The organism is Marinobacter maroccanus (genome assembly GCF_002933275.1).
Classification (GTDB): domain Bacteria; phylum Pseudomonadota; class Gammaproteobacteria; order Pseudomonadales; family Oleiphilaceae; genus Marinobacter; species Marinobacter maroccanus.
In genome coordinates, this window is the sequence record NZ_PSSX01000022.1 from 44724 (window position 1) to 69772 (window position 25049).

Annotated in this window: 19 protein-coding genes and 2 pseudogenes; 2 read left to right on the forward strand and 19 right to left on the reverse strand. The window is 57.7% G+C overall.

Going from position 1 to position 25049, the window contains the following annotated elements:
* Window positions 1–3: 3 nt before the first annotated feature.
* From nusB to glyA, 6 genes are all read right to left on the reverse strand, one after another.
* Entirely contained in the window at window positions 4–480 is a 477-nt protein-coding gene (gene nusB / locus KEHDKFFH_RS17855) for a transcription antitermination factor NusB (protein ID WP_104323162.1), read from the reverse strand.
* Window positions 480–956 (reverse strand): 6,7-dimethyl-8-ribityllumazine synthase, encoded by a 477-nt coding sequence (ribH, locus tag KEHDKFFH_RS17860; protein WP_008170762.1) that lies wholly within the window; start codon window positions 954–956, stop codon window positions 480–482. The genes nusB and ribH overlap by 1 nt, the downstream gene beginning before the upstream one ends.
* 48 nt (window positions 957–1004) lie before the next feature.
* Window positions 1005–2120 carry a bifunctional 3,4-dihydroxy-2-butanone-4-phosphate synthase/GTP cyclohydrolase II gene (ribBA, locus tag KEHDKFFH_RS17865; RefSeq protein WP_104323163.1) on the reverse strand — a complete coding sequence of 372 codons (1116 nt, stop codon included), beginning with the start codon at window positions 2118–2120 and terminating at the stop codon, window positions 1005–1007.
* 63 nt (window positions 2121–2183) lie between these two features.
* Window positions 2184–3299, reverse strand: a complete 1116-nt coding sequence (gene ribD, locus KEHDKFFH_RS17870; RefSeq protein ID WP_104323164.1) for a bifunctional diaminohydroxyphosphoribosylaminopyrimidine deaminase/5-amino-6-(5-phosphoribosylamino)uracil reductase RibD — start codon at window positions 3297–3299, stop codon at window positions 2184–2186.
* Complete coding sequence (gene nrdR / locus KEHDKFFH_RS17875; RefSeq protein WP_104323165.1) at window positions 3296–3814, reverse strand: transcriptional regulator NrdR; 519 nt, start codon at window positions 3812–3814, stop codon at window positions 3296–3298. The genes ribD and nrdR overlap by 4 nt, the downstream gene beginning before the upstream one ends.
* A gap of 77 nt (window positions 3815–3891) precedes the next feature.
* Window positions 3892–5145, reverse strand: a complete 1254-nt coding sequence (glyA, locus tag KEHDKFFH_RS17880) for a serine hydroxymethyltransferase (RefSeq protein WP_104323166.1) — start codon at window positions 5143–5145, stop codon at window positions 3892–3894.
* A gap of 398 nt (window positions 5146–5543) precedes the next feature.
* Between glyA and ettA the strand changes: the two genes are divergently transcribed.
* Entirely contained in the window at window positions 5544–7205 is a 1662-nt protein-coding gene (gene ettA / locus KEHDKFFH_RS17885; RefSeq protein WP_104323167.1) for an energy-dependent translational throttle protein EttA, read from the forward strand.
* Between the two features lie 118 nt (window positions 7206–7323).
* Complete coding sequence (gene radA / locus KEHDKFFH_RS17890; RefSeq protein WP_104323168.1) at window positions 7324–8700, forward strand: DNA repair protein RadA; 1377 nt, start codon at window positions 7324–7326, stop codon at window positions 8698–8700.
* A gap of 138 nt (window positions 8701–8838) precedes the next feature.
* Here the strand turns inward: radA and KEHDKFFH_RS17895 are convergent, their stop codons facing one another.
* From KEHDKFFH_RS17895 to pilM, 13 genes and pseudogenes are all read right to left on the reverse strand, one after another.
* The gene (locus tag KEHDKFFH_RS17895) at window positions 8839–9207 is read right to left on the reverse strand and encodes a PilZ domain-containing protein (RefSeq protein ID WP_104323169.1); all 369 of its coding nucleotides are present in this window, start codon (window positions 9205–9207) and stop codon (window positions 8839–8841) included.
* Between the two features lie 427 nt (window positions 9208–9634).
* The gene (gene hemE / locus KEHDKFFH_RS17900) at window positions 9635–10699 is read right to left on the reverse strand and encodes a uroporphyrinogen decarboxylase (protein ID WP_104323170.1); all 1065 of its coding nucleotides are present in this window, start codon (window positions 10697–10699) and stop codon (window positions 9635–9637) included.
* A 127-nt stretch (window positions 10700–10826) separates the two neighbouring features.
* The gene (locus tag KEHDKFFH_RS17905; RefSeq protein ID WP_104323171.1) at window positions 10827–12245 is read right to left on the reverse strand and encodes an FAD-dependent oxidoreductase; all 1419 of its coding nucleotides are present in this window, start codon (window positions 12243–12245) and stop codon (window positions 10827–10829) included.
* A gap of 72 nt (window positions 12246–12317) precedes the next feature.
* Window positions 12318–16766: a glutamate synthase large subunit gene (gltB, locus tag KEHDKFFH_RS17910; RefSeq protein WP_104323172.1), complete on the reverse strand. Its 4449-nt coding sequence runs from the start codon at window positions 16764–16766 to the stop codon at window positions 12318–12320.
* 212 nt (window positions 16767–16978) lie between these two features.
* Window positions 16979–17206, reverse strand: coding sequence for an SPOR domain-containing protein (locus KEHDKFFH_RS20425; protein ID WP_241956553.1), 228 nt, complete (start codon window positions 17204–17206; stop codon window positions 16979–16981).
* Between the two features lie 799 nt (window positions 17207–18005).
* Window positions 18006–18407 (reverse strand): annotated as a pseudogene (locus KEHDKFFH_RS20430) (ATP-binding protein); the annotation flags it as partial.
* Between the two features lie 145 nt (window positions 18408–18552).
* Window positions 18553–19647: a 3-dehydroquinate synthase gene (gene aroB, locus KEHDKFFH_RS17920; protein ID WP_104323173.1), complete on the reverse strand. Its 1095-nt coding sequence runs from the start codon at window positions 19645–19647 to the stop codon at window positions 18553–18555.
* A complete protein-coding gene (gene aroK, locus KEHDKFFH_RS17925) occupies window positions 19640–20206 on the reverse strand; it encodes a shikimate kinase AroK (RefSeq protein ID WP_104323174.1) in 567 nt (188 codons plus the stop codon). Before aroK ends, aroB begins: the two co-directional genes overlap by 8 nt.
* Before the next feature lie 136 nt (window positions 20207–20342).
* Complete coding sequence (locus tag KEHDKFFH_RS17930; RefSeq protein WP_192875805.1) at window positions 20343–22409, reverse strand: type IV pilus secretin PilQ; 2067 nt, start codon at window positions 22407–22409, stop codon at window positions 20343–20345.
* Between the two features lie 65 nt (window positions 22410–22474).
* Window positions 22475–23023 (reverse strand): pilus assembly protein PilP, encoded by a 549-nt coding sequence (locus tag KEHDKFFH_RS17935; RefSeq protein WP_064230266.1) that lies wholly within the window; start codon window positions 23021–23023, stop codon window positions 22475–22477.
* A 2-nt stretch (window positions 23024–23025) separates the two neighbouring features.
* A complete protein-coding gene (locus KEHDKFFH_RS17940; protein WP_104323176.1) occupies window positions 23026–23637 on the reverse strand; it encodes a type IV pilus inner membrane component PilO in 612 nt (203 codons plus the stop codon).
* A complete protein-coding gene (locus KEHDKFFH_RS17945) occupies window positions 23637–24200 on the reverse strand; it encodes a PilN domain-containing protein (RefSeq protein ID WP_104323177.1) in 564 nt (187 codons plus the stop codon). Before KEHDKFFH_RS17945 ends, KEHDKFFH_RS17940 begins: the two co-directional genes overlap by 1 nt.
* A pseudogene (gene pilM / locus KEHDKFFH_RS17950) lies at window positions 24200–24925 on the reverse strand (type IV pilus assembly protein PilM); the annotation flags it as partial. The gene KEHDKFFH_RS17945 and the pseudogene pilM, both read right to left, overlap by 1 nt.
* Window positions 24926–25049: the final 124 nt, after the last annotated feature.

Consider the following 25049-nt stretch of genomic DNA (forward strand, 5'->3'; position numbering starts at 1 on the left):
CGGCTAGCGGGCGCGGGTCTCGGCAAGCCGGAGTCGGCCGCTCAGCTTGTCGAGGATGCTGTTGACGAATTTGTGGCCCTCGGTGCCACCGAAGCGTTTGGCCATTTCGATGCCTTCGTTGATGACCACTTTGTAGGGCACATCAAGCCGATGCTTCAGCTCATAGGCCCCCAAACGGACAATGGCCAGCTCCACCGGGTCCACCTCGTTGATAGGCCGATCGAGAAAAGGCTCGATCAGCTTATCCAGCTCGCCCTGCTCGCGATGAACACCGCGAAGCAAATCACGAAAATACAGCAGATCAACCTTGCTCATGTCATTGTCGACCATGAACTCGGCTTCAATGTCAGAAATCGCCGTCTTGCTGAAATGGCGCTGATAGAGCCCCTGCATAGCCAGAGCCCTGGCACGGCGTCGATCACCAGCTTTCGGTTGGCCGGACGGGGCCGGCTGCGGTGATGTACCTTCAGTTTCGCTCATTACTCACCCAGCTTCTTGAAGAGGCTGACCATTTCAAGGGCGGTGATCGCCGCTTCCGCGCCCTTGTTACCGGCCTTGGTTCCGGAACGCTCGATGGCCTGCTCAATGGAATCCACCGTCAGCACACCGAAAGTCACAGGCACATCGGTATCGAGACTGACCGCGCCAAGCCCACTTGAGGCCTCGCCGGCAACATACTCGAAATGGGGTGTGCCGCCTCGGATGACAGCACCCAGGGCGATAATCGCATCGTACTCACCGGTTTCTGCAACGCGCTTGACGGCCAGGGGCATTTCATAGGCGCCCGGGACGCGAACGATAGTGACGTCGTCATCGGAAATGCCGTGACGGCGCAGGGTGTCCAGCGCGCCTTCAACCAGACTTTCTACAACAAAGCCGTTAAAACGGCCCACCACCAGGGCATAGCGACCGCTACACTCGGTAAAATCACCTTCAATTACTCTGATATCTGCCATCGATGGCTCCTTCACGTGCCGCGGCATCGGGGGCCACGACCGGGTTTGTCATTCAGGGGTATAGGGAACGTACTCAACGACTTCCAGATCGAAACCGGAAATGGCCGAGAATTTGATCGGCGGGCTCAGCAGGCGCATTTTGCCAACACCGATATCCCGGAGAATCTGAGAGCCGGTCCCTACGGTAAAGTAAACACCGGAACTGCCTTTGCCCGAAGAGCCTTTCCCCTCATCAAAGAATTCCTGGATACGATCTTCCAGATTGTAGCTGTCCTCGGCACTGTTCAGCAGGACAACCACGCCCTTGCCTTCTTCCGCCACTTTTTCCAGCGCGTGATGCAGAGGCCAGCTCCGGGAATCCTTGCGCCGGGCACCCAGAAGGTCCCGCAAGGTATCGGTGATGTGAACACGGACAAAAGCCGGTTCGCCGGGGGAAATATCCCCCATCAACATGGCCAGGTGAGTCGCTCCCTGGATGTTGTCACGATAGGTCCGCAGCTTGAATACGCCGTACTCGGTATCCAGGTCGTTCTCTTCCACACACTCAACAGTGCGCTCGTTCATGGTGCGGTAATGAATCAGGTCGGCAATGGTGCCGATCTTGAGGTCATGCTCTTCGGCGAACCGCTCCAGATCTTCCCGGCGGGCCATTGAGCCGTCGTCATTCATAATCTCGCAGATCACACCCGCCGGCTCGCAACCGGCCAGAGCTGCGAGATCACAGGATGCCTCTGTGTGCCCTGCGCGGCTCAACACACCGCCGGGATCAGACATCAGCGGAAAGATATGGCCGGGCTGGACCAGATCACTGGCCTTGGCATTGCGGGCAACCGCTGCCTGCACGGTGCGTGCCCGGTCTGCCGCGGAGATACCAGTGGTCACGCCCACGGCAGCCTCAATGGAGAGGGTAAACTTGGTTCCGAAACCAGAGGCGTTCTGCTGGACCATCAGCGGCAACCCCAGTTGCTCACAGCGATCCCGGGTCATGGGCATGCAGATCAGGCCACGACCAAACCGGGCCATGAAGTTGATAGCTTCGGCCGTGCAATGCTCAGCAGCCATCACGAGATCGCCCTCATTCTCGCGATCCTCGTCATCCATCAGTATGACCATCTTGCCCTGACGGATATCTTCAATGATGTCTTCAATGCTGTTCAGTGCCATATGGTTTTGCACCCTTGCGGCGTTCCGGCAAAGTTGGTGTCCGGAACAGCCTGAGTTTATGGATTACCGGCGGGCAAGGATCAGACGCTGATCCTCACCTACCTGACGTCGGTCCAGCACTTTCCATTGTACTTTATCTGCCATGGTTTCCAGCGGCAGATGCGCGGTCGGACGCCCCGTGCTGCCGAGAAAAACCGGCGCCTGATAGAGCCAGAGCTCATCGACCAGGTTTTCGCTGATGAAGGTACCGGCCAGAGTGGGGCCTGCCTCAACCAGCAGCTCGTTGATCCCCAGCTCCCCCAGCGAGTCCAGGAGCTCCGCCAGATCAATACCGTTATCCTTCCAGGCGACGCCAGTAAGGCTGATGCCCAACGCCGCCAGATCCTGGGCCGCTGCTGTCGCCAGGGTCGATGACGCACAGAACACCTGCACGTTACCGCCTTGAAGGATTTTCGCGGAAGACGGCGTGCGCGCGTCCCGATCGGCAATCACCCGGAGTGGCTGCCTCGACGGCTCTGTCGCGTCGCCGATATCCCCCAGCTCTTCACGTCGGACTGTCAGTGACGGGTCATCGGCGAGCACCGTGCCGACACCGGTCAGGATGGCATCACTGATCGCTCTCAGACGCTGAACATCCTGACGGGCCTCGGCGCCGGTTATCCACTGGCTCTCACCAGAGGCCATGGCGGTGCGGCCATCCAGGCTGGCCGCCATTTTCAGTCGCACCCAGGGACGCCCGGTGTTCATGCGCTTCATAAACCCCGGATTCAGGCGGGCAGCTTCGTCCGCCAGCAGGCCTTCAGTCACACGCACGCCCGCTTCTCTCAGCATATCCAGCCCCCGGCCGGACACCGAGGGATTCGGATCCTTGGTCGCGGCGTAGACATGCGCAACGCCCGCATCAATCAGGGCCCTGGCGCAGGGCGGCGTGCGACCGAAATGGCTACAGGGCTCAAGTGTCACATACGCCGTCGCGCCCCGGGCATCGGGACCCGCCTGACTCAGGGCACGGGTTTCGGCGTGGGCTTCTCCGGCACGCTCATGCCAGCCTTCACCGAGTATCAGATCGCCCCGGGCAATGACACAGCCTACCCGGGGATTGGGATGGGTAGAGTACCGACCGCGCCAGGCAAGCTGGACAGCCCGCGCCATCATGGCTCTGTCGCGGTTCTCGATCATGCCTTTCCTTTCGCGGAGTGGTTATCCGCCAGCGCTTTGGCGACATCAACAGCCGCCTCGCCGTTGCTTGCCGACAACCTCTCAATCTCTTCCTTGAATTCGTTGATATCCTGGAAGCTGCGATACACCGAAGCGAAGCGGACATAGGCGACCTTGTCCAACTGGCGCAATTCGGTCATTACCTCCTCGCCCAGTTGCATGGATTTCACTTCTCGCTCGCCGGTCGCCCGCAAACGGTATTTGATCCGGTTCAGGGCCGCATCAATCTGCTCAATGCTGACCGGCCGCTTTTCCAGCGCTTTCATCAGCCCTGCACGCAGCTTTTCCTCATCAAACGGCTGACGGGTGCCATCCTGCTTGACCACACGCGGCATCACCAGCTCTGCAGACTCGAAGGTCGTGAACCGTTCCCGACAGGACAGGCATTCCCTGCGGCGACGCACCTGATCACCCTCGGCCACGAGCCGGGAGTCAATCACCTTGGTATCTGCTTCACCACAGAAGGGACAATGCATAGTCAGGAACTCCGAAGAGGAAGCCGGGCCGACGGATCGGCCCGGCGGGTCATGCCTGCAGTCTAGCTATAAAACGATCAGCCGTAGACCGGGAAACGGGCGCAGAGCGCACTCACCTGTTCACGAACCCGGCTGTTTACCGCGTCATCGTCCAGGTTATCGAGGATATCGCAGATCCAGCCGGCCAGGTCGCGACACTCGGACTCGCCGAAACCACGAGTGGTGATCGCCGGGGTACCAATACGCAGACCGGAAGTGACGAACGGCGAACGGGGATCATTGGGAACCGCGTTCTTGTTCACGGTAATGTGAGCACGACCCAGCGCCGCATCCGCGTCTTTACCGGTAATGTCCTGTTTGATCAGGCTGACCAGGAACAGGTGGTTTCTGGTGCCGCCGGAGACTACGTCATAGCCGCGATCAACGAACACCTGAGCCATGGCAGAGGCGTTCTTCACAACCTGCTGCTGGTAGGTCTTGAACTCGTCACTCATGGCTTCCTTGAAGCACACCGCCTTGGCGGCAATCACGTGCATCAGCGGGCCACCCTGACCGCCCGGGAACACAGCAGAGTTCAGTTTCTTCTGCAGATCGGCGTCATCACAGGCCAGGATCAGGCCACCGCGGGGACCGCGGAGGGTCTTGTGGGTAGTGGTCGCAATCACGTGGGCGTGGGGAACCGGATCCGGGTAAACGCCAGCGGCAACAAGCCCAGCCACATGGGCCATATCCACAAACAGGTAGGCGCCAACCTTGTCGGCAATCTCACGGAAGCGGGCAAAATCCAGCTCCTGTGAATACGCGGAGAAGCCGGCAATAATCATCTTCGGCTTGTGCTCAACGGCCAGCGCTTCCACTTCGTCGTAATCGATCAGGCCGGTTTCCGGGTTCAGGCCGTACTGAACCGCGTGATAGATCTTGCCGGAGAAGTTCACACTGGCACCGTGGGTCAGGTGACCACCATGCGCCAGACTCATACCCAGAACAGTATCACCCGGCTTGAGCAGGGCCATGAACACAGCTGAGTTTGCCTGGGAGCCGGAATGCGGCTGTACGTTGGCATAGGCAGCACCAAACAGTTCCTTGGCGCGCTCAATCGCCAGATCTTCGGCAATATCCACGAACTCGCAGCCGCCATAGTAGCGCTTGCCCGGATAGCCTTCCGCGTACTTGTTGGTCAGCACGCTGCCCTGGGCTTCCATCACCCGGGGGCTGGTGTAGTTCTCGGACGCAATCAGCTCGATGTGAGCTTCCTGACGCTTCTCTTCCGCCTGCATGGCGTTCCAGAGTTCGTCGTCAAAGCCGGCGATTTTCATTTCACGATTAAACATGGATGCGCTGCCCCTGTGTGCTTGGCTGGCCCGGAGAGCTTTGGCGATCTCCGCAGGCTCCCTGAAAAATTGGGCCGCTATTCTATCTTACAAACGGGTGAAAAATCATCCTTTATACCGTCCGCAGATACCGGCATGCGGCCAACTCCGGTTTCTGCTCAATTGCTATCAAAGGTACGTTTCGTTACCTTAGCCGATTACTGTTCTCAGGTACCGGCACCCGAGGTGTCGGCCTTCGGGGAGGGCGATCCGGGATACGCTGTAAATACGTCCCTGTACGCTCGACAAAATCATCCCTGATTTTGACGATCCCGGATCGCCCACCCCGAAGGCCTTGATCAGGCACCTGACGTGTATTCATTTCTCAAGCGATTGTTTGATAAAAGGATTCTGCCAACATGGCCCAATACGTTTACACCATGAACCGGGTGGGCAAGGTGGTCCCGCCCAAGCGCGAGATTCTGAAAGACATCTCCCTGAGCTTCTTCCCCGGCGCCAAGATCGGCGTTCTGGGCCTGAACGGTGCAGGTAAATCCACCCTGCTCCGCATTATGGCGGGCGTAGATCAGGATTACATCGGCGAAGCCCGTCCGCAGCCCGGCATCAACGTAGGCTACCTGCCCCAGGAGCCGGAGCTGGACGAAGAGAAAACCGTTAAGGAGATCGTCGACGAGGCGGTTTCCGGCGTCCATGACGCCCTGGCCGAACTGGACCAGGTGTACGCAGCCTACGCCGAACCGGATGCTGATTTTGATGCCCTGGCCAAGAAGCAGGGCGAACTGGAAGCCTATATCCAGGCCACCGATGGCCACGATATTGAACGCAAGATGGAAGTTGCGGCTGATGCGTTGCGTCTTCCACCCTGGGATCAGAAAGTCAGCGTTCTTTCCGGTGGTGAGCGCCGCCGGGTGGCTCTGTGCCGCCTGCTGCTGTCCGGTCCGGACATGCTGCTGCTGGACGAGCCCACCAACCACCTGGATGCCGAATCCGTGGCCTGGCTCGAGCGCTTCCTTCACGACTACGAAGGCACCGTGGTCGCCATCACCCACGACCGCTACTTCCTCGACAACGTCGCCGGCTGGATCCTGGAGCTGGACCGTGGCCACGGCATTCCGTTTGAAGGCAACTACAGCCAGTGGCTGGAGAACAAGGAGAAGCGCCTGGAGATGGAATCCAAGCAGGAAGCCTCTCACCAGAAAGCGATCAAGCAGGAACTGGAGTGGGTGCGCAGCAATGCCAAGGGCCGTCAGTCCAAGAGCAAGGCCCGCCTGGCCCGCTTTGAAGAGATGAGTTCCCAGGAATTCCAGAAGCGCAACGAAACCAACGAACTCTACATTCCGCCCGGACCACGGCTGGGCAACAAGGTGATCGAGGTGGACGGCATCAGCAAGTCCTTCGGTGACCGCCTGCTGTATGAAGACGTATCCTTCAGTGTGCCGCCCGGTGCCATCGTGGGCATTATCGGTGGTAACGGTGCCGGCAAATCCACTCTATTCAAGATGATCGCAGGTTTCGACAAGCCGGACTCCGGTGACATTACTGTCGGCGAAACTGTCGAGCTGGCCTACGTGGACCAGATGCGTGACCTGGATGGCAGCAAAACCGTCTGGGAAGAACTCTCCGACGGCAACGACATCATCAAGGTTGGCAACTACGAGACGCCCTCGCGGGCCTACGTGGGCCGCTTCAACTTCAAGGGCAGCGACCAGCAGAAGCGGGTTGGCGACCTGTCCGGCGGTGAGCGTAACCGCCTGCACTTGGCCAAACTGCTGAAACAGGGCGGCAACGTGCTGCTGCTGGATGAGCCGACCAACGATCTGGACGTGGAAACCCTCCGGGCCCTGGAAGAGGCTCTGCTCAACTTCCCGGGCTCTGCCCTGGTGATCTCGCACGACCGCTGGTTCCTGGACCGCGTAGCCAGCCATATTCTGGCGTTCGAAGATGATGGCGAGGTCGTTTACTTCGAAGGTAACTTCACCGAGTACGATGAGGACTTCAAGAAGCGCAAGGGTGATTCAGCCATGCAGCCCAAGCGCATGAAGTACAAGAAGCTCGCGTAAGACCCTGTGTCGGATTACGGCCCTGCGGGCCTAATCCTACAGCTGCGATATATCCCGCGTAGGTCGGGTTAGGCGCAGCCGTAATCCGACAGCCAACCCGGAAGGTAGCAACAACCCCATGGCCAAACCCAAAACCGCCTTTGTCTGCACCGAATGCGGTGCAGACTATTCCAAATGGCAGGGCCAGTGCACAGCGTGCCAGGCCTGGAACACCATCAACGAAGTCCGCGGCGTCAGCAGCAACGCCAAGGGTGCCCGCGGCGCCCGGTTTGAGGGTTTTGCCGGCAGCCTATCCGAGGTTCAGAGCCTGGACGACGTCAGCCTCGCGGAGCAGCCCCGCATCAGCTCCGGCATGCAGGAGTTCGATCGGGTCCTGGGCGGCGGACTGGTCGAAGGCTCTGCCGTGCTTATGGGCGGCCATCCGGGCGCAGGCAAGAGCACACTTCTACTGCAGGCTGTCTGCCATCTTGCAGCCAGCGTCCCTGCTTTATATGTCACCGGTGAGGAATCCCTGCAACAGGTCGCCATGCGCGCCAAACGGCTAGGCCTGCCCACCAAAGACCTGAAGATGCTGTCCGAAACCAGTGTCGAGCGAGTCATGCAGGTGGCTGAGGCGGAAAAACCCCGAATTCTGGTGGTAGACAGTATTCAGGTGATGCATATGGCGGATATCGAGTCCGCCCCCGGCAGTGTCTCCCAGGTACGCGAAAGCGCAGCCTACCTGACCCGTTTCGCCAAGCAGACCGGCACCATCCTGTTCCTGGTTGGCCACGTCACCAAAGACGGCAGCCTGGCCGGCCCGAAAGTCCTGGAACACATGATCGACTGCTCAATCCTGCTAGAAGGTTCCAGCGACAGTCGTTATCGAACGCTCCGTGGCATCAAAAACCGGTTTGGTGCGGTGAATGAGCTGGGCGTATTCGCCATGCTGGAACAGGGACTCAAGGAAGTAAAGAACCCCAGCGCGATCTTCCTCAACCGTGGCGAAGACGCGGCCCCGGGAAGCGTGGTTATGGTGGTCTGGGAAGGTACCCGCCCCATGCTGGTGGAAATCCAGGCTCTGGTGGATATGGCTCAGGGCGGCTACCCGAGACGGGTCGCGGTTGGTCTTGATCAGAACCGGCTGGCCATGCTCCTTGCCGTATTGCACCGCCACGGCGGCATGCACGTATCCGATCAGGACGTGTTCGTGAACGTGGTTGGCGGAGTAAAGGTCAACGAAACCAGCGCTGACCTGGCCCTGCTGGCCGCCATCGTCTCCTCCTTCCGCGACCGCGCCCTACCCCAGGACCTGGTGATCTTCGGAGAAGTGGGCCTCTCTGGCGAAATTCGCCCGGTGCCCAGCGGCCAAGAACGCATCTATGAAGCCGCCAAACACGGTTTCACCCGGGCCCTGGTGCCAAAATCCAATGCACCTCGCAAGGCTATAGAGGGCATGAAGGTAATTCCGGTGACCAAACTGAGTGATGCTCTTTCAGCTCTGGAAGAGCTCTAAGCTTTCGTGGTTTGGAGTTTACGAAGCGATTGGCAGGAGGGGCTTCCAAAAACCGCTACAAGCACCCCTCCGGGGTCCGGCCAGCAATCACAGCCAAGTAGGTCGGATTAGGCAAAGCCGTAATCCGACCAAACATGCCTAATCAATAAGATGCGCAAACTCCCTTTCCAGAAGAGCTTGATCACCAAGATTAAGTTCAACCAGACGTTTCAGGTGAGTGGCGCTATCCAGGTCAATGTACTGGCACTTAAATCCCAACCGGTGCGGTTCCACATGTCGCAACTCCACGGCCATGACAATACCAGCCTCATGATCATTGAGGTGAATAATCACCTCGCAGGGCTGCTTTAACGGCACATCCCAACCTTCCGGCCGCTTTACCAGAACGCCTTTCAAGGAAACATCCAGCACCTCGGTCTTCCAGACAGACTCCTGGCAGTGAAGCTCGCATGGCGCATCGAATTCGATCCGGTGGAACCGGCGTTTTTCGGGGGTTTTGGTGGGCAACGGGTTACTCCTGTTTACCAGTCTTGTTTCACCTGACTATAGACCGGACAGAAGATTGCATCCAGAGGAGTTTTTGAGTGGGGCTTCGGTTGTCGGATTACGGCGCGCGTTGCACGCCTAATCCGACCTACGGGACTAAGGTTGTCGGATTACGGCACGCGCTGCGCACCTAATCCGACCTACGGGATTGACTATGGTCCGGACAGTTTAATGCATCCCGGGGATCTTGAGCCCAGCAAGGGCCGTGGAATAGGCAGACATATCTCCGATGTAAGAGCGAGGCTGTTGTGGGGCCCTTTCCAAAAATGTCGGAGGCCATGGACGGCCGGAGACAAGCCACAGGGACGTGCTCGTAGCGGTTTTTGGAAAGGGCCCCACAACAGACTCAGACTCCAGGCTCGAAGGCTAGGAACGAAGTCCCAGCCCCTCAGCGATGATACTCTGGGCTCAGTTCAACCACGGCCTCAATGAACGCCTTGGCATGCTCCGGATCCACATCCGGCGTAATGCCGTGACCAAGGTTGAATATATGGCCAGGGCCGGAACCGAAGCGCCGCAGGATATCGGCCACTTCCTGGCGAATCCGCTCAGGCGGCGCATACAGCATGGCCGGATCCATGTTGCCCTGGAGAGCCACCCGGTCGCCAATGCGGGCGCGGGCGTTGCCGATATCCGTAGTCCAGTCCAGGCCAACGGCATCTGCACCGGAATCGGCAATGGATTCCAGCCACTGACCTCCATTCTTGGTAAACAGAATCACCGGCACCCGGCGACCGTCGCTCTCGCGAATCAGGCCATCAACGATTTTCTTCATGTAGCGAAGCGAGAACTCCTCATAGGCCCAGCTGCTCAACACGCCACCCCAGGTATCGAAAATCTGCACGGCCTGGGCACCGGCCTTGATCTGGCCGTTGAGATAATCAATGACCGCGTCCGCCAGATGGTCCAGCAAGCGGTGCATAACCTCTGGCTGGCCGTACATGAGCTTCTTGGCCTCCCTGAAATCCTTGGAAGAGCCGCCTTCAATCATATAGGTGGCGAGGGTCCACGGGCTGCCGGAGAAGCCAATCAGGGGAACACTGCCGTTCAGGGCACCGCGGATGGTGGAGACCGCGTTCATGACGTAATCCAGATCCACCTCAGCGTTGATCTTCGGCAGAGCGGCAACATCGGCTTCGGAGCGGATCGTGTTCCGGAATTTCGGGCCCTCGCCCGTTTCGAAATACAGGCCAAGGCCTAATGCATCCGGAATGGTCAGGATGTCCGAGAACAGGATGGCCGCATCCAGGGGGAAGCGCTCCAGAGGCTGCAGCGTCACTTCGCAGGCCAGCGGCGTGTTCTTGCACAAGCTTAGAAAATCTCCGGCCTTTGCCCTTGTCGCACGGTACTCCGGCAGGTAACGCCCCGCCTGTCGCATCATCCAGACCGGTGTGCGGTCCACGGGCTGGCGCATCAGGGCGCGCAGGAAACGGTCATTCTTCAGCTCGGTCATAGGAAATCCAGCGTGTTCTTTACAAAGGGGAAAATTGGATGGGGAGCCATAATACCCGGTTTGCGGGAATAAAAAAGGGCGGCTTTCCCTTAGGAAACCGCCCTTCTGATCAGGATCAATCCCGCAATCAGATATCCAGGTAATCCATGATACCCTCGGCAGCCTGACGGCCTTCCCAGATAGCGGTTACGACCAGATCCGAACCGCGGACCATGTCACCGCCCGCGAAGATTTTCTCGTTGCTGGTCTGGAACATGAACTCGGACTCTTCCGGCGCGGTTACCCGGCCCGAATCGTCGGTATTCACCTTCAGCTCATCAAACCAGTCGGCCGGGCTCGGGCGGAACCCGAAAGCCACCAGGACCGCGTCGGCAGGAATGACTTCCTCACTGCCCGGCACCACTTCCGGACGGCGGCGGCCATTTTCATCAGGATCACCCAGGCGGGTCTGAACCACTTTCACACCCTCAACCCTGTCTTCGCCGATGATGGCAATGGGCTGACGGTTGAAGAGGAACTTGACGCCCTCTTCCTTGGCGTTCGCCACTTCACGACGGGAACCCGGCATGTTGGCCTCATCACGACGGTAGGCACAGGTGACGCTCTCAGCCTGCTGACGGATTGAGGTGCGGTTGCAGTCCATGGCGGTATCACCACCACCCAGGACAACCACCCGCTTGCCTTTCATGTCAATGAAGTCCGCTTCGTCTTTCTCGAAGCCGAGACGGCGGTTAACGTTGGAAACCAGGAACGGCAGCGCATCGTACACGCCCGGCAGGTTCTCACCCGGGAAACCGCCCTTCATGTAGGTGTAGGTACCCATGCCCATGAAGACGGCATCGTATTCGTCAATAATGTCCTGAAGCTGAACGTCCTTGCCCACCTCGGTGGAAAGGCGGAATTCCACGCCCATTTCCTCGAACACCTTGCGGCGGCGGGTCATGACGGATTTTTCCAGCTTGAACTCGGGAATACCGAACGTCAGCAGACCGCCAATTTCCGGATAGATATCGAATACAACCGGCTTGACGCCATTGCGAACCAGAACGTCCGCGCATCCCAGACCCGCAGGACCGGCGCCAATGACGGCAACCTTTTTGTCTGTCCACTTCACAGCGGACATATCCGGTTTCCAGCCCAGCGCAAAAGCCGTGTCGGTAATGTATTTCTCTACCGAACCAATGGTGACGGCACCATAGCCGTCGTTCAACGTACAAGCGCCCTCACAGAGGCGATCCTGCGGGCAGACCCGGCCGCAGACCTCAGGCAGGGAGTTGGTCTGATGACACAACTCAACGGCCCGCATGATGTTGCCTTCCGAAACCAGCTTGAGCCAGTTCGGGATGTAGTTGTGTACCGGGCACTTCCACTCGCAATAGGGGTTACCACATTCAAGACAGCGGTGGGACTGGGACGCCGCGTTGTCCGCTGTGAAGGGATGATAAATTTCACCAAACTCTTTCTTCCGCTTCTTGGCCGGGACCTTCTTCGGGTCGACACGTCCAACCTCGACAAACTGGAAGTCGTTACTCAGTCGTTCTTTCATCAGGATGCTCTCATCAACTCAATTTCGACAAGGGCGGCAGCCAGGCCGCACGCCCCAAACCCTCTCAGCCTCTTATTCCGGACGTGCCCGGGTGCTGGCCAGCAGGCTACGCAGATTGGCAGCCTTTGGTTTCACCAGCCAGAAACGGCCAATGTAGTCGTCGAAATTCTCAAGAATGTGCTCAGCCCACTCACTGGCGGTTTCCGAAATATGCTCCCGAATAACGCCACGCAGATGGTTACGATAGGACTCCATGTCTTCGCTGGAAATCCGCTGAATCTCGACCAGCTCGTGGTTGTACTTGTCCACGAAGGTGTTGTTGAGATCCATCACATAGGCAAAGCCACCGGTCATTCCCGCTCCAAAATTGTGCCCGGTGGAGCCGAGTACAGTCACCAGGCCGCCGGTCATATATTCGCAGCAGTGGTCACCAGCGCCTTCTACAACGGCGTGGGCGCCAGAATTACGAACCGCGAAACGTTCACCCGCGGTGCCGGCTGCGAAGAGCTTGCCGCCAGTTGCACCGTACAGGCAGGTGTTACCGACGATGGAGGTTTCCTGGGTTTTGAAGGCGCTACCGCGGGGTGGCTTCACCACCAGCTTGCCACCGGTCATACCCTTGCCCACGTAGTCGTTGGCATCACCTTCAAGAATCAGGTTGAGACCACCCACGTTCCAGACACCGAAACTCTGGCCGGCGGTGCCGGTGAGATCCAGCGTAATAGGCGCATCGACCATACCCTGATTGCCATGCAGCTGGGCGATTTCGCCAGACAGACGCGCGCCAATGGAACGGTCACAGTTGGTTACCCGGTAGGACCAGGCGCCACCACTCTTCTCCTTGATGGCTGCGGATGTATCCAGAACCATCTGTTCCGCCAGCTTGCCCTCGTCGAACGGATGGTTCCGCTCCACCTGACAGGTCTGAGGCTTGTCCGCCGGAATATGGTCATTGGACAGCAGGCGACTCAGATCCAGCTTCTTCTGGCGCTCGGTATCGCCCGGCAGGCGTTCCAGCAAGTCAACGCGACCGACCAGCTCTTCCAGGCTTCGCACGCCCAGCTTCGCCATCCACTCACGGGTTTCCTCAGCCACGAAGCGGAAGAAATTCATGGCCATTTCCACCGTACCCTTGAAGTGCTCTTCACGGAGGTGTTCATTCTGTGTCGCGACACCGGTCGCGCAGTTGTTCAGGTGGCAGATACGCAGGTATTTGCAGCCCAACGCCACCATGGGCGTGGTGCCGAAGCCAAAGCTCTCGGCACCCAGGATCGCGCCTTTCACCACATCCAGACCGGTCTTGATGCCGCCATCGGTCTGCAGGCGGATCTTGCCCCGCAGATCGTTGGCCCGCAGGGCCTGCTGGGTTTCCGTCAGCCCCAACTCCCAGGGGGAGCCAGCGTAGCGGATGGACGTCAACGGGCTTGCTGCGGTACCGCCATCGTAACCGGAAACGGTGATCAGGTCGGCGTACGCTTTGGCCACACCCGCCGCAATCGTACCGACACCTGGCTCGGAAACCAGCTTCACAGACACCAGAGCCTGCGGGTTGACCTGTTTGAGGTCAAAAATCAGCTGAGCCAGATCCTCGATAGAATAGATATCGTGGTGCGGTGGCGGTGAAATCAGTGTTACACCGGGCACCGAGTAGCGCAGGCGAGCGATCAGATCATTCACCTTGCCTCCAGGCAACTGGCCGCCTTCACCGGGCTTCGCACCCTGGGCCACCTTGATCTGCATGACATCAGCACTACGCAGGTATTCGGCAGTGACTCCGAAACGCCCGGAAGCCACCTGCTTGATTTTGGAGCGCTTTTCGGTGCCATAACGGGCCGGATCTTCACCGCCCTCGCCGGAGTTCGAACGCCCCCCCAGAGTGTTCATAGCCACTGCCAGGGCCTCGTGAGCCTCTGGAGACAGCGCACCCAGGGACATGGCCGCCGAATCAAAGCGCGGGAAAATGCTCTCTGCCGGCTCAACCTCGGAAAGGTCAATCGGCTTGAGGTCTTTCCGGAAGCCCAGGAGATCCCGCAGGGTCGCTACCGGACGTTCATTGACCAGCCCGGCATATTCCTTGTAATGACCATAGTCGCCACTGGTTACCGCTTCCTGCAGTTTGCCGACGACATCCGGATTAAAGGCATGATATTCCTGGCCGTGGACGTATTTCAGCAGACCACCCTGGACAATCGGCTTGCGAGGCTTCCAGGCTACAGAGGCCAGTTGCTCCTGATCCTGCTGGAAATCGTAGAAGCCGGCACCCTGGATCCTGCTCGGCACACCCTTGAAGCACAGGTCAACAACATCGTCAGCCAGACCGATCGCCTCAAACAGCTGGGCGCCCCGGTAGGAGGTGATGGTCGAGATGCCCATCTTGGAGAGGATCTTCAGCAGGCCTTTGTTGATACCCTTCCGATAGTTGTTCTTGGCGTCAATCGGATCCATCAGCAGTTCGCCGGTGCGGATCAGATCATTCAGCACCTGGTAGGCAAGGTACGGATACACCGCCGTCGCACCAAAACCGAAAAGCACAGCGAAATGGTGGGGATCGCGGGCCCAACCGGTTTCAACAATGATGTTGGAATCGCAGCGCAGCCCCTTCTGGACCAGATGATGGTGAACCGCACCGGTAGCCATCAGGGCGTTGACCGGCAGTTCACCTTCCTTCAGATCTTTATCGGTGAGGATCAGCAGCACCTTGCCATCCCGGACGGCCTGTTCCGCTTCATCACAAACCTGACGAATCGCCTGCTCCAGCCCCTGCTCCGGACGGTAGCTCATGGAAATACGGGCTACCTCGAATCCAGGACGTTCGTTGTTGGCGATCTTCAGGAACTTGGCCGGAGACAGTACAGGCGTGGTCAGGATTATGCGATCAGCGTGATCGGCGGTTTCCTCGAACACGTTGCGCTCAGCCCCCAGACAGGTCTCCAGGGACATGACAATCGACTCACGCAAAGGATCGATGGCCGGATTGGTCACCTGGGCGAACTTCTGGCGGAAGTAGTCAGCAACGTGGCGAACCTTGCTTGAAAGCACGGCCATCGGGGTATCGTCACCCATGGAGCCAACGGCTTCCTGGCCGTTTTCCGCCAGCGGGCGCAACACTTGATCACGCTCCTCGAAGGAGACCATGAACATTTTCTGATGCACCAGAAGTTCGTCGGAGTCCATCAGCCTGAAATCCGGGGTATCCTGATTCAGCGTGGTTTCCACGCGCAGCGCGTTCTCACGCAACCAGCGCTTGTACGGCTGGGCCGTCTTCAGCCGCTGATCAATGTCCTTGGTATGCAGGACTTCACCGGATTCGGTGTCGATTGCCAGCATCTGGCCCGGCCCGACACGGCCTTTCGCAACCACGTCATCGGGCTGATAGCCGTAGGTACCAATCTCTGATGCCAGAGTAATAAAGTCATCCTTGGTGATGACCCAGCGAGCCGGACGCAGGCCGTTCCGGTCCAGCATGCACACCGCGTAACGACCATCCGACATTACCAGACCGGCGGGACCATCCCAGGGCTCCATGTGCATGGAGTTGTACTCGTAAAACGCACGCAGTTCTGAATCCATGCTGTCGACATTCTGCCAGGCCGGCGGAATCATCATGCGAACCGCACGGAACAGGTCAACGCCGCCGGCAAGAAGCACTTCCAGCATGTTGTCCATGCTGGAAGAGTCAGAACCCGTGAGGTTCACCAGGGGCTGCAGGGTCTGCAGATCCGGCAGTTCCGGAGAGCTGAACTTGGCGGCCCGGGCGATGGCCCAGTTGCGGTTGCCGTCAATGGTGTTAATCTCACCATTGTGGGCCAGATACCGGAACGGCTGGGCCAGCGGCCAACGTGGCATGGTGTTGGTGGAGAACCGCTGATGGAATACACAGATAGCGGTCTCGAGATCCGGATCACCCAGATCCTTGTAGAAATTGGCCAGGTCCGCCGGCATCATCAGGCCCTTGTAGGCCAGAGTGCGATGCGACAGGCTACAGATGTAGAATTCCGGATCATCGGCCATATCGCTTTCGGCGTGCCGGCGACCTACGAACAAGCTGATCGCGAAGTCACGCTCTGCCTTGCCGGCAGGTACCACAAAGACCTGCTCAATACGGGGCAGGCAATCCAGCGCCATGGGACCCAGGCAACTGTCATCCACCGGCACTTCACGCCAGCCGAGGATTTCCAGACCCTGTTCGGTCAACCGTTTTTCAATAGCCGCGCGACCGGCGGCAGCCTTGATCTCGTCGGGGTTAAGAAACACCTGACCCACGGCAAAGAGGTCGCCTGGCTCCTTGCCAAACGCCGCCTTGGCGGCTTTCTTCAGAAAGCCATCCGGGCTCTGGATCAGCAGGCCACAACCATCGCCGGTCTTTCCGTCTGCAGCGATACCACCTCGGTGGGTCATGCAGGTCAGAGACTCGATGGCAGTTTGCAACAACTTGTGGCTGGCCTCGCCCTTCATGTGGGCAATCAGACCGAATCCACAGTTGTCCCTGAATTCATCGGGATGATACAAACCTGTCATCATAAGCGTTCTCTCACGTAGAAATGCTTTTCAATCAAAGAGTTAATTGGCGCACAGCCATATAACCACCCTTTGACACTGAAAATGGGGGCTGGCTATTTTACACACGTAGAAATACGTACTCAAATCGGCGTGGAGTTATTGTGGGAAGCCGAAACCGGAATTACCAATCGACAAGGTTATGGAACAACAAGTTAGCACCGGAAATGACGGCACTATAAATTGTCGACCGGACGGACCCAGGGCGACCGGGAAGCCAGTTCTTCCGGCAAACCGGATGCTGCGGCATTCGCCGCCTCCCGGGTAGGAAACTGACCATAGAATACCATAAACCAGGGCTGGCCCTGCCTTTCCCCGCGGGTATATACGACGTCGCCGAGTTCCGAATACCTGGATACAAGATTCAGAGCGGTCTGCTCCAGGTTGCCGGCAACCAGCTGCACGGTCCAGCCTCCTCGCGCCCGAACCTGGTCGATGGCTACAAAATGCTCCGGATCGGCCGGAGTAAACTCCAGCGCGGCTTCTGGCTCTGGCTCTGGCTCTGGCTCTGGCTCTGGCTCTGGCTCTGGCTCTGGCTCTGGCTCTGGCTCTGGCTCTGGCTCTGGCTCTGGCTCTGGCTCTGGCTCTGGCTCTGGCTGGCTCTGGCTCTGGCTCTGGCTCTGGCTCTGGCTCTGGCTCTGGCTCTGGCTCTGGCTGGACAGGATCCGGCTCGGTTACCGGCTCTGTCAACAGGATTTCGGCCGCAATGGATGGCTCATCGGGAGCGGCCTCGGAATCCCCGGTTTCCGGACCAATGGTAATGCTCTTTCTCACCGGCTCTGGCGCTTTCACAACCTCTTCGGCAACTGACTCATCATACTGGCGCGATACGAACCACCAGGAGCCCGCAAGCAGAACCAGAGCGAACCCTGGCCACAGAAACCGCTTCCAGGGCACTTCCCGGGACCGACCCGCACTCGGTGCCGACACCATGTCCAGCCAGACGCCCGGCGTTACTCGCTTCAGCCTCGCAAAACTCCCCTGGCTCAATGCATGAATCTTTGAAACCCGGGCTGGACTGAGAAGTTCGCCCGTCTTACCTCCGGCGGCATGAACCCTTGGCTCAAGGTAGGCAAGAATTTCGTCTTTCGTCAGCGGCCGAAGGTGTATCTGATGAACACTTGTGCTGGAATCATCCAGGCCCAGCATCTGGACCAGGTTATCGGTACCGGCAAATACAGGAACCGCGGAGGAGCCTCGCTCTGAAGCCAGATACGCGGACAGAATCAGCCTGAGCAACTCCGTCGGCGCCCGGTCTGCGTCGTCAATCAAAAGGACCATACGCTGACCCTTTCGAACCCGGGACTCCGACCATCTGAAGAAGTGATAAACCAGATCTCGCGGGCTGTCTTCCGGGCCGAGACTGGAACGAGCCACCGCTTTCAGGTCCCGGGCAAGCGCCTGAGCGCTGGTCAACGCTGCAGCGGGTATACGGTGAAAATCAAGTCGGGACGACTCACTGCGGACCAGCTCCGCCAGTATCCGGGTTTTGCCCGCGCCGGCAGCACCGCTGAGCAGCAAAGCCATGTCGCCAAAACCGCAAAGATGGCGTAATGCCTCCAGAGCATGATGGCGCATCGCATCCGGAAAAAACGGAGTCTCCATCTCCAGGGGGTTGGCACGGAGGCTGTAACGTTGTTGGAGCCTGGGGAACAGGCCGCCACCATCAAGACTGTTCAAGCTTTCTTCAGTCACGGGTCTTCCTTGTTCGCTGGTCCGTTACCAAATCAATGACGCCTTCAGGCCGGCATCATGTCGAGCTGCAAAAACGGGCAAAGGTCAGCGCCAGGTTCTCAGGGCTTGCATTGGATGTAACCACAGCATCGCCAACCGAGCGGAGCAGAACCAGCCTGAGCAGGCCGTCCACGTTTTTCTTGTCGACAGCCATCAAGCCCATAAAGTCATCGGCTGTCATTCCGACTGGCGGTCTATCCGGCAATCCGGCGCGCAGGATCAGTCGGTTTATCCGGTCGCAATCATCACGGGTGATCATCCCCTCAAGAGCAGACAATTCAGCGGCCATTAGCATACCGGTCCCTACTGCCTCTCCGTGCAGCCAGTTGCCATAGCCAGCATAGGTTTCTATCGCGTGCCCGAAGGTATGACCAAGATTGAGAATGGCCCTGAGCCCACCTTCGCGCTCGTCGAGGGCTACAATCTCTGCCTTGCAGGCACAGGACCGAAAAATAGCTTCTGCCAACGCCTCTGGCTTAAGGCTGACCAGAGACTCCATATGCTCTTCAAGCCATGCCAGAAAGCCCTGGTCCCGAATCAGTCCATACTTGATCACTTCCGCCAGTCCCGCTGAAACCTCACGGGGAGGCAAGGTCTGCAGGCTTGCTGTGTCGATCAGTACCGCCTGTGGCTGATGGAAAGCGCCAATCATATTCTTGCCAAGGGGGTGGTTAATGCCGGTTTTACCACCAACCGAAGAGTCCACCTGGGAAAGCAGGGTAGTTGGAATCTGGATAAAAGGAACACCCCGCTGATAGCAGGCGGCGGCAAAACCGGCCATATCACCAATGACACCGCCGCCGAGTGCAACCAGAGTGGTTTTCCGGGTATGTCGCTGCTCGAGAAGACCATCAAAAATACTGTTAAGGGTCTTCCAGTCCTTGAATTTCTCGCCATCTGGAAGGGTGACGGTATCAACCCGCTTCCCCGGGAAACAGGCCTTCGCCCGGTCAAGATAGAGCGGTGCCACCGTCTCGTTGGTGACAATCATGACCTGCGCCCCGGACACGAAAGGAGACAGATCCTGGGTACCTAGAAGGTCCTCGCCGATAAAAATGGGATAGCTGCGTTCACCGAGCTCCACCGAGAGTTCGCGATACCGATCAGACATGATTGCGACCTTCCTTCCGGATCTGCCTTTTATGACGCGGGGTTTTCGGGTTCAGCCGATTGACCAACTGACGCACGACAAGTCTCGGGCTTTTTCTGTCTGTGTACATGATGATGTCTGCCAGGCTCGAATACAGCGGATCGCGAATCGAGAAAAGTTTTCGCAGAACCGCCTCCGGATCGTCGTTCTGAAGCAAGGGCCGATTTCGATCCTTGCGTGTTCTCTCTACCTGCTGCTCTATCGACGTTTTCAGATAGATCACCGTCGCATCCCTCTTCAGGATAGGATGGTTTTCCTGGCGCATGACCGCGCCGCCCCCTGTGGCCAACACAGTGTTAACCTCCCGGGACAGTTCATCCAGCATGGCCGTTTCCCGCAGACGGAAGCCGTCCTCCCCCTCAACATCGAAAATCCAAGGGATGTTGGCTCCGCAACGCTCTTCAATGATGCGATCAGAATCGAGGAAACGATAGCCGAGCTCTTTGGCGAGCATCCGGCCAATCGTGCTTTTCCCGGCTCCCATTGGGCCAACGAGGACAACGCGTTTCGGCAAAGACATAACTTCCGCTCAGTTTTGTTCAGGCGGGTGAGAATATCACAGGGCCCGGGATTGCATAAGTTCAGGACCCGACTCGGGCCTGTTTCAGGCACAAAAAAGCCGCCGGTTTTAAGCGGCGGCTTTTAAACTTCACCGATTAGCGAAGCAGGTCGTTCTTGATAATCTTCGGTGTGATGAAGATCAGCAGTTCGCTGCGCTCATCAATGTGTTCGGTGCGCTTGAAGATACGACCCAGATAAGGGATATCTCCGAGGAAGGGCGTCTTGGTTGTTTGGGTCGCGACTTCCGACTGGAAGATACCGCCCAGAACAACTGTCTCGCCATTCCCAACCAGAACCTGGGTGGTGACTTCGTTGGTATTTATCGAAGGAATACCGGCAGTCACCTCACCTCGGGAATCCTGATTGACCACCAGATCCATGATGATCTTGTCATCCGGTGTAATCTGCGGCGTTACTTCCAGGGAGAGCACCGCCTCCTTGAAAGAAACGGATGTCGCACCGCTGGAGGACGCTTCCTGATAGGGAATTTCCTCACCAGACTTGATCGATGCCGTCTGACGATCGGCAGTCACAACCCTGGGCTGGGAAACTACTTCGGCCTGGCCGTCGCTCTCAAGGGCGGAAAGCTCCAGGTCCACCAGGAAGTCGTCGCTGCCCCAGCCGATGGCGAAGGAGGATGCACCCTCACCGCTCACCCCAAGGTCAACTGCAAGGGCGCCGGGGAAAGTAATAGTATTGTTTGTCCCGCCAGCGGCCTGCCGAGCCTCCTCAACCGCGCCCTGAGAGCCACCTATGGAGAAAACGTTGTCGCCGCTTACATCGTATGCGGCTCCACCCCAGCGAACACCGAGGTTCTCAGCCACATTAGTCTGAGCCCGAACGATACGGGCCTCAATAGATACCTGACGTACCGGCACATCCCATGTCGACACCAGACGACGAATTTCATCAAGCTTCTCGGCGGTCTCACGAACACTGATCGTGTTGGTGCGGACGTCAGAGGAGACAAAGCCGCGATCAGAGATCAGCTCTTCATCTTCCTTGATCAAGGCAACAATGTCAGCCGCCTTGGCGTAGTTGACCTGAATAATATCCAGACGAACCGGGGCCAGTTCGGCAATTTGCTTGTTGGTTTCGAGTTCCAGTTTCTCCCTCGCGGCTATCTCATCGGCAGGCGCTACCAGCAACACGTTACCGATCTGACGCTTATCAAGCCCTTTGGTCTTGAGAATCAGATCCAGCGCCTGATCCCAAGGAACGTTCTGAAGACGCAGTGTAATGCTGCCGCCTACCGTATCGCTGGCCACCAGATTCAAGCCTGTGAAGTCTGCAATCAGCTGAAGAACCGAGCGAACTTCAATATCCTGGAAGTTCAGGGAGAGCTTGTCGCCGGTGTACGGGAATTTCTCTTCCCGACGGGACTCCGCTTCTTCCTGACTAAGTTCCTCAACACTCACAGTAAACTGGCTACCAGACTGGTAGGCGATGTAGTCGTAATTGCCTTCGGGAGTGATCTCGACTATGGCATTTCCATCTTGCACAAAGGTGTCAATACGAGTGACCGGTGTTGCAAAGTCTGTAACGTCGAGCCGGCGCCGTAGATTCGCGGGAACTTCAATACCATCCATCGTCAGACGGATCTTGCCGGCACGCTCTGTCAGGTCTACCGGCGTGCTAGAGCTGCCCAGCTCAACAAGAACGCGACCTTCCCCGTCCTGGCCCCGACGGAAATCTACACCGGCCAGAGCATTAGCCGACATGGAACCCGATGCTGAACTGCTTTGAGACGCGGGAGCGGAGGAACTCGCTACAACGCTGTCGGCCTGTCCGCCAATCGTCATGACCAGGGAATTGCCCGAACGAACCGTATCATAGGGCACCAGCTCGACCAGGTTGAATATCAGCCGCGTGCGGTCCTTGGTTTCCACCACGGTCATGCTCTGGGCGTTGCCGGATCCCAGTGGCACACTGCGACTTGCAAGGCCGCTGGTCGTATCCCGAAGATCAACCGCAATGCGAGCGGGACGCTCGATGGTGTACCCGGAGGGTTCCGGCGGTGCCCCGTCAAACTGCAGTGTAACTTCAAGCCGCTCGCCCGGTAGCGACGAAAACGACACGTCTTCCAGCGTGACCGCGTTGGCCAGGCCGGAGAACAACCCAAAAGCAATCACGCTGACGTATACATTGAGTTTTCTGAACATCGCTAGCCTCGACCCTAAACTTTTTTGTACGTGCATGTTTCTATCAACTTTCATCCAGCCGCTCCTTAGCCTGCGCCCTCTTCCAGGGTCAGGGAGCGAGGACGCTCAACCCAGCCACCCCGGCCATTGGGAACGATTTCAATAAGCTCGATACGGGTTTCACTGACGCCCACAATGCGGCCGTAGTTTTGCCCCATGTAATTTCCAGTACGGACCCTATGGATTCCGCCGGTCTCATCTTCGATCAGGGCAAACAGGTTACCCGATGCGCCCTGAAGTGTGCCGACCATTTCAAGCGTTTTCAGGTCAAAATTCTCAAGAACTTCTCTCGGTCTATCCATATCCGGTTCAACGTCGCTGACCGGTTGCTGGTCCACCATGGTCAGCTGAACGTCGATGGGAGGTTCAAACGGCGCCCGGCGATCTGCTGCGGAGTAGCTGAAAGCCTCGTAAGCCTTGAACTCCGGCAAGGGCTCAACATACCCTCTCGGTTTCGCCCTGGTCTCGGCCATGAATTGATCAAGATCAGAGAATCCACTGCCCTGGGAACAGGCTGTCAGGAGAGACACCAGACAAACACCCAGCCAGGCCTTTACCGCATGCTTTCCTGTCATGCTCATTCTCCAGCCCGGTAGCGGTAAGTACGAGCCACAACCTGCATATCAAGCCGTTCTCCATCTCCGCCAGTTGGTTTTATGGTCAGGTCGTGCAGCGTCACAATCCGTGGCAGGCTCGCAACACTGCTTACGAACGATGCCAGCTCATGATATGAGCCAGAAACACGAATGTTGATTGGCAGCTCGGAATAGAAGTCCCGGCGCTGCTCTGGCTGCAGCTTCACTTCCTGAAGTGCGAGGCCGTTACCTAAAGCTGTGTTGGTTATATCTTCCAGCAGCCCGGGCACTTCTGTCTCACTCGGAAGCTGTCTTACCAGAGCACCAAAGGTTTCTTCCATTTCAGCCATCTGAGCCTTGAAGACCTCAAGATTGGCTACCTGGTAAGCTTTTTCCTCATACTTCTTGCGCAGTTCCTGCTCGGTGCGCTCCACCTGTTCAAGCTGGGCGTACTGATCCTTTATGAAGAACCAGTAACCGCCTCCGGCGATAAGTCCAAAAATGATCAATACGACAATAGCCTTGATCGGGGCAGGCCAGATACCAGCGTTGTTAACGTCGAGATCGTTTATATCAAATTCATTAAGGCTTTTCAGAGAGTCCGCGAGGCTCATTACTTATCCTCCCCTTCGGGCTCGGGCGTTTTCTGTTTAACCGACAGGTTGAACTGGCTGTAACCGGCCCGGCGACTATCAGCAGCTGACACATTTGAGAGGTTGGGATCCGTAAACCACTCGGACTCCTCGAACTGACGCATGAGGGCAGAAACCCGGCTATTAGACTCAGCCATCCCAATAATATCAACACGTTCGCCTGACCGGGTCAGATCCGTGTAGAAGAGACCATCAGGCAGAGTTCTAACCAATTCATCGAAGACGCGCACAATAACCGGGCGCTTACCCTGAAGATCCTGGATGACCTGCATCCGGGCCAGAAGCTCATCCCGCTTGCGCTTGAGGTTCTCGATCTCCTTGATCTGCTGGTCCAGCTTTTTGGTGGCTGTCTCGATATAAGCGTTCCGGGATTGCTGATAAGCAATGCGGCTATCCATATCAGTCTTCCAGAGGAAAACAAGCCCGCCAGCAATGATTGCCGCACCAAGAATCATGACCACAAACTGTTTCTGTTTCTCGGCACGAAGTTCCTCGCGCCACGGTCGAAGGTTAATCTTTGCCATCAGTCGAAGCTCCTCATTGCCAGGCCGCAGGCAATCATCAGAGACGGCGCATCGTTACTCAGTGCCGATGCGTTGACCCGAGACCCGACCGCCATGTCTGCAAAAGGATTCGCGACCATGGTCGGCGTTCCTGTTTTTTCTTCGACCATCTCCGTCAGCACCTGAATTGAGGCAGTGCCTCCTGCCAGAACCACGTAATCGACAGCATTGTACTGACTGGCGCCAAAGAAGAACTGAAGCGCTCGGGCCACCTGCTGCACTACGGCTTCGCGGAACGGGGTCAGCACTTCGGATTCATAGTCATCGGGCAACCCGCCCTGTTTTTTGGCAAGACCGGCCTCTTCCAGAGACAGACCGTAACGGCGCTGGATTTCCTCGGTCAGCTGCTTGCCACCAAATATCTGCTCGCGGGTGTAAACGGTTTTGCCGCCGGCCAGAACGCTCAGCGTAGTCATGGTCGCGCCGATATCTACAATCGCCACCACCAGCTCCTCACCCTGGGAGTCCAGCTGCGGCTCGATCAACGCGTAGGCGCGCTCAAGGGCGTAGGCCTCGACGTCAACAACCTTGGTGGTCAATGAAGCAATCTCGAGTGCATCCTCTCGAATGTCGACGTTTTCCTTCCGACATGCAGCCAGAAGCACATCTACCTGGTCGGGGTTGCTTTCGGAGGGACCCTGAACTTCGAAATCGATGGCCACTTCATCCAGTGGGTATGGAATGTACGAGCCTGTAAATAAATCTGTGTAACTGCCCACCCCATTAAAGGTGGCCGTCCAGGCGGTCACCGAATTCGATAATAAAGCGATTCAAGGCCGGCTTCCAATCACGAATCGGCATGGTCCACTT

What these genes read in the sequence shown, in the direction of transcription:
- nusB (WP_104323162.1), bottom strand. Translation starts at nt 480, where the DNA reads ATGAGCGAAACTGAAGGTACATCACCGCAGCCGGCCCCGTCCGGCCAA.
- ribH (WP_008170762.1), bottom strand. Translation starts at nt 956, where the DNA reads ATGGCAGATATCAGAGTAATTGAAGGTGATTTTACCGAGTGTAGCGGT.
- ribBA (WP_104323163.1), bottom strand. Translation starts at nt 2,120, where the DNA reads ATGGCACTGAACAGCATTGAAGACATCATTGAAGATATCCGTCAGGGC.
- ribD (WP_104323164.1), bottom strand. Translation starts at nt 3,299, where the DNA reads ATGATCGAGAACCGCGACAGAGCCATGATGGCGCGGGCTGTCCAGCTT.
- nrdR (WP_104323165.1), bottom strand. Translation starts at nt 3,814, where the DNA reads ATGCATTGTCCCTTCTGTGGTGAAGCAGATACCAAGGTGATTGACTCC.
- glyA (WP_104323166.1), bottom strand. Translation starts at nt 5,145, where the DNA reads ATGTTTAATCGTGAAATGAAAATCGCCGGCTTTGACGACGAACTCTGG.
- ettA (WP_104323167.1), top strand. Translation starts at nt 5,544, where the DNA reads ATGGCCCAATACGTTTACACCATGAACCGGGTGGGCAAGGTGGTCCCG.
- radA (WP_104323168.1), top strand. Translation starts at nt 7,324, where the DNA reads ATGGCCAAACCCAAAACCGCCTTTGTCTGCACCGAATGCGGTGCAGAC.
- hemE (WP_104323170.1), bottom strand. Translation starts at nt 10,699, where the DNA reads ATGACCGAGCTGAAGAATGACCGTTTCCTGCGCGCCCTGATGCGCCAG.
- KEHDKFFH_RS17905 (WP_104323171.1), bottom strand. Translation starts at nt 12,245, where the DNA reads ATGAAAGAACGACTGAGTAACGACTTCCAGTTTGTCGAGGTTGGACGT.
- gltB (WP_104323172.1), bottom strand. Translation starts at nt 16,766, where the DNA reads ATGATGACAGGTTTGTATCATCCCGATGAATTCAGGGACAACTGTGGA.
- aroB (WP_104323173.1), bottom strand. Translation starts at nt 19,647, where the DNA reads ATGTCTGATCGGTATCGCGAACTCTCGGTGGAGCTCGGTGAACGCAGC.
- aroK (WP_104323174.1), bottom strand. Translation starts at nt 20,206, where the DNA reads ATGTCTTTGCCGAAACGCGTTGTCCTCGTTGGCCCAATGGGAGCCGGG.
- KEHDKFFH_RS17930 (WP_192875805.1), bottom strand. Translation starts at nt 22,409, where the DNA reads ATGTTCAGAAAACTCAATGTATACGTCAGCGTGATTGCTTTTGGGTTG.
- KEHDKFFH_RS17935 (WP_064230266.1), bottom strand. Translation starts at nt 23,023, where the DNA reads ATGACAGGAAAGCATGCGGTAAAGGCCTGGCTGGGTGTTTGTCTGGTG.
- KEHDKFFH_RS17940 (WP_104323176.1), bottom strand. Translation starts at nt 23,637, where the DNA reads ATGAGCCTCGCGGACTCTCTGAAAAGCCTTAATGAATTTGATATAAAC.
- KEHDKFFH_RS17945 (WP_104323177.1), bottom strand. Translation starts at nt 24,200, where the DNA reads ATGGCAAAGATTAACCTTCGACCGTGGCGCGAGGAACTTCGTGCCGAG.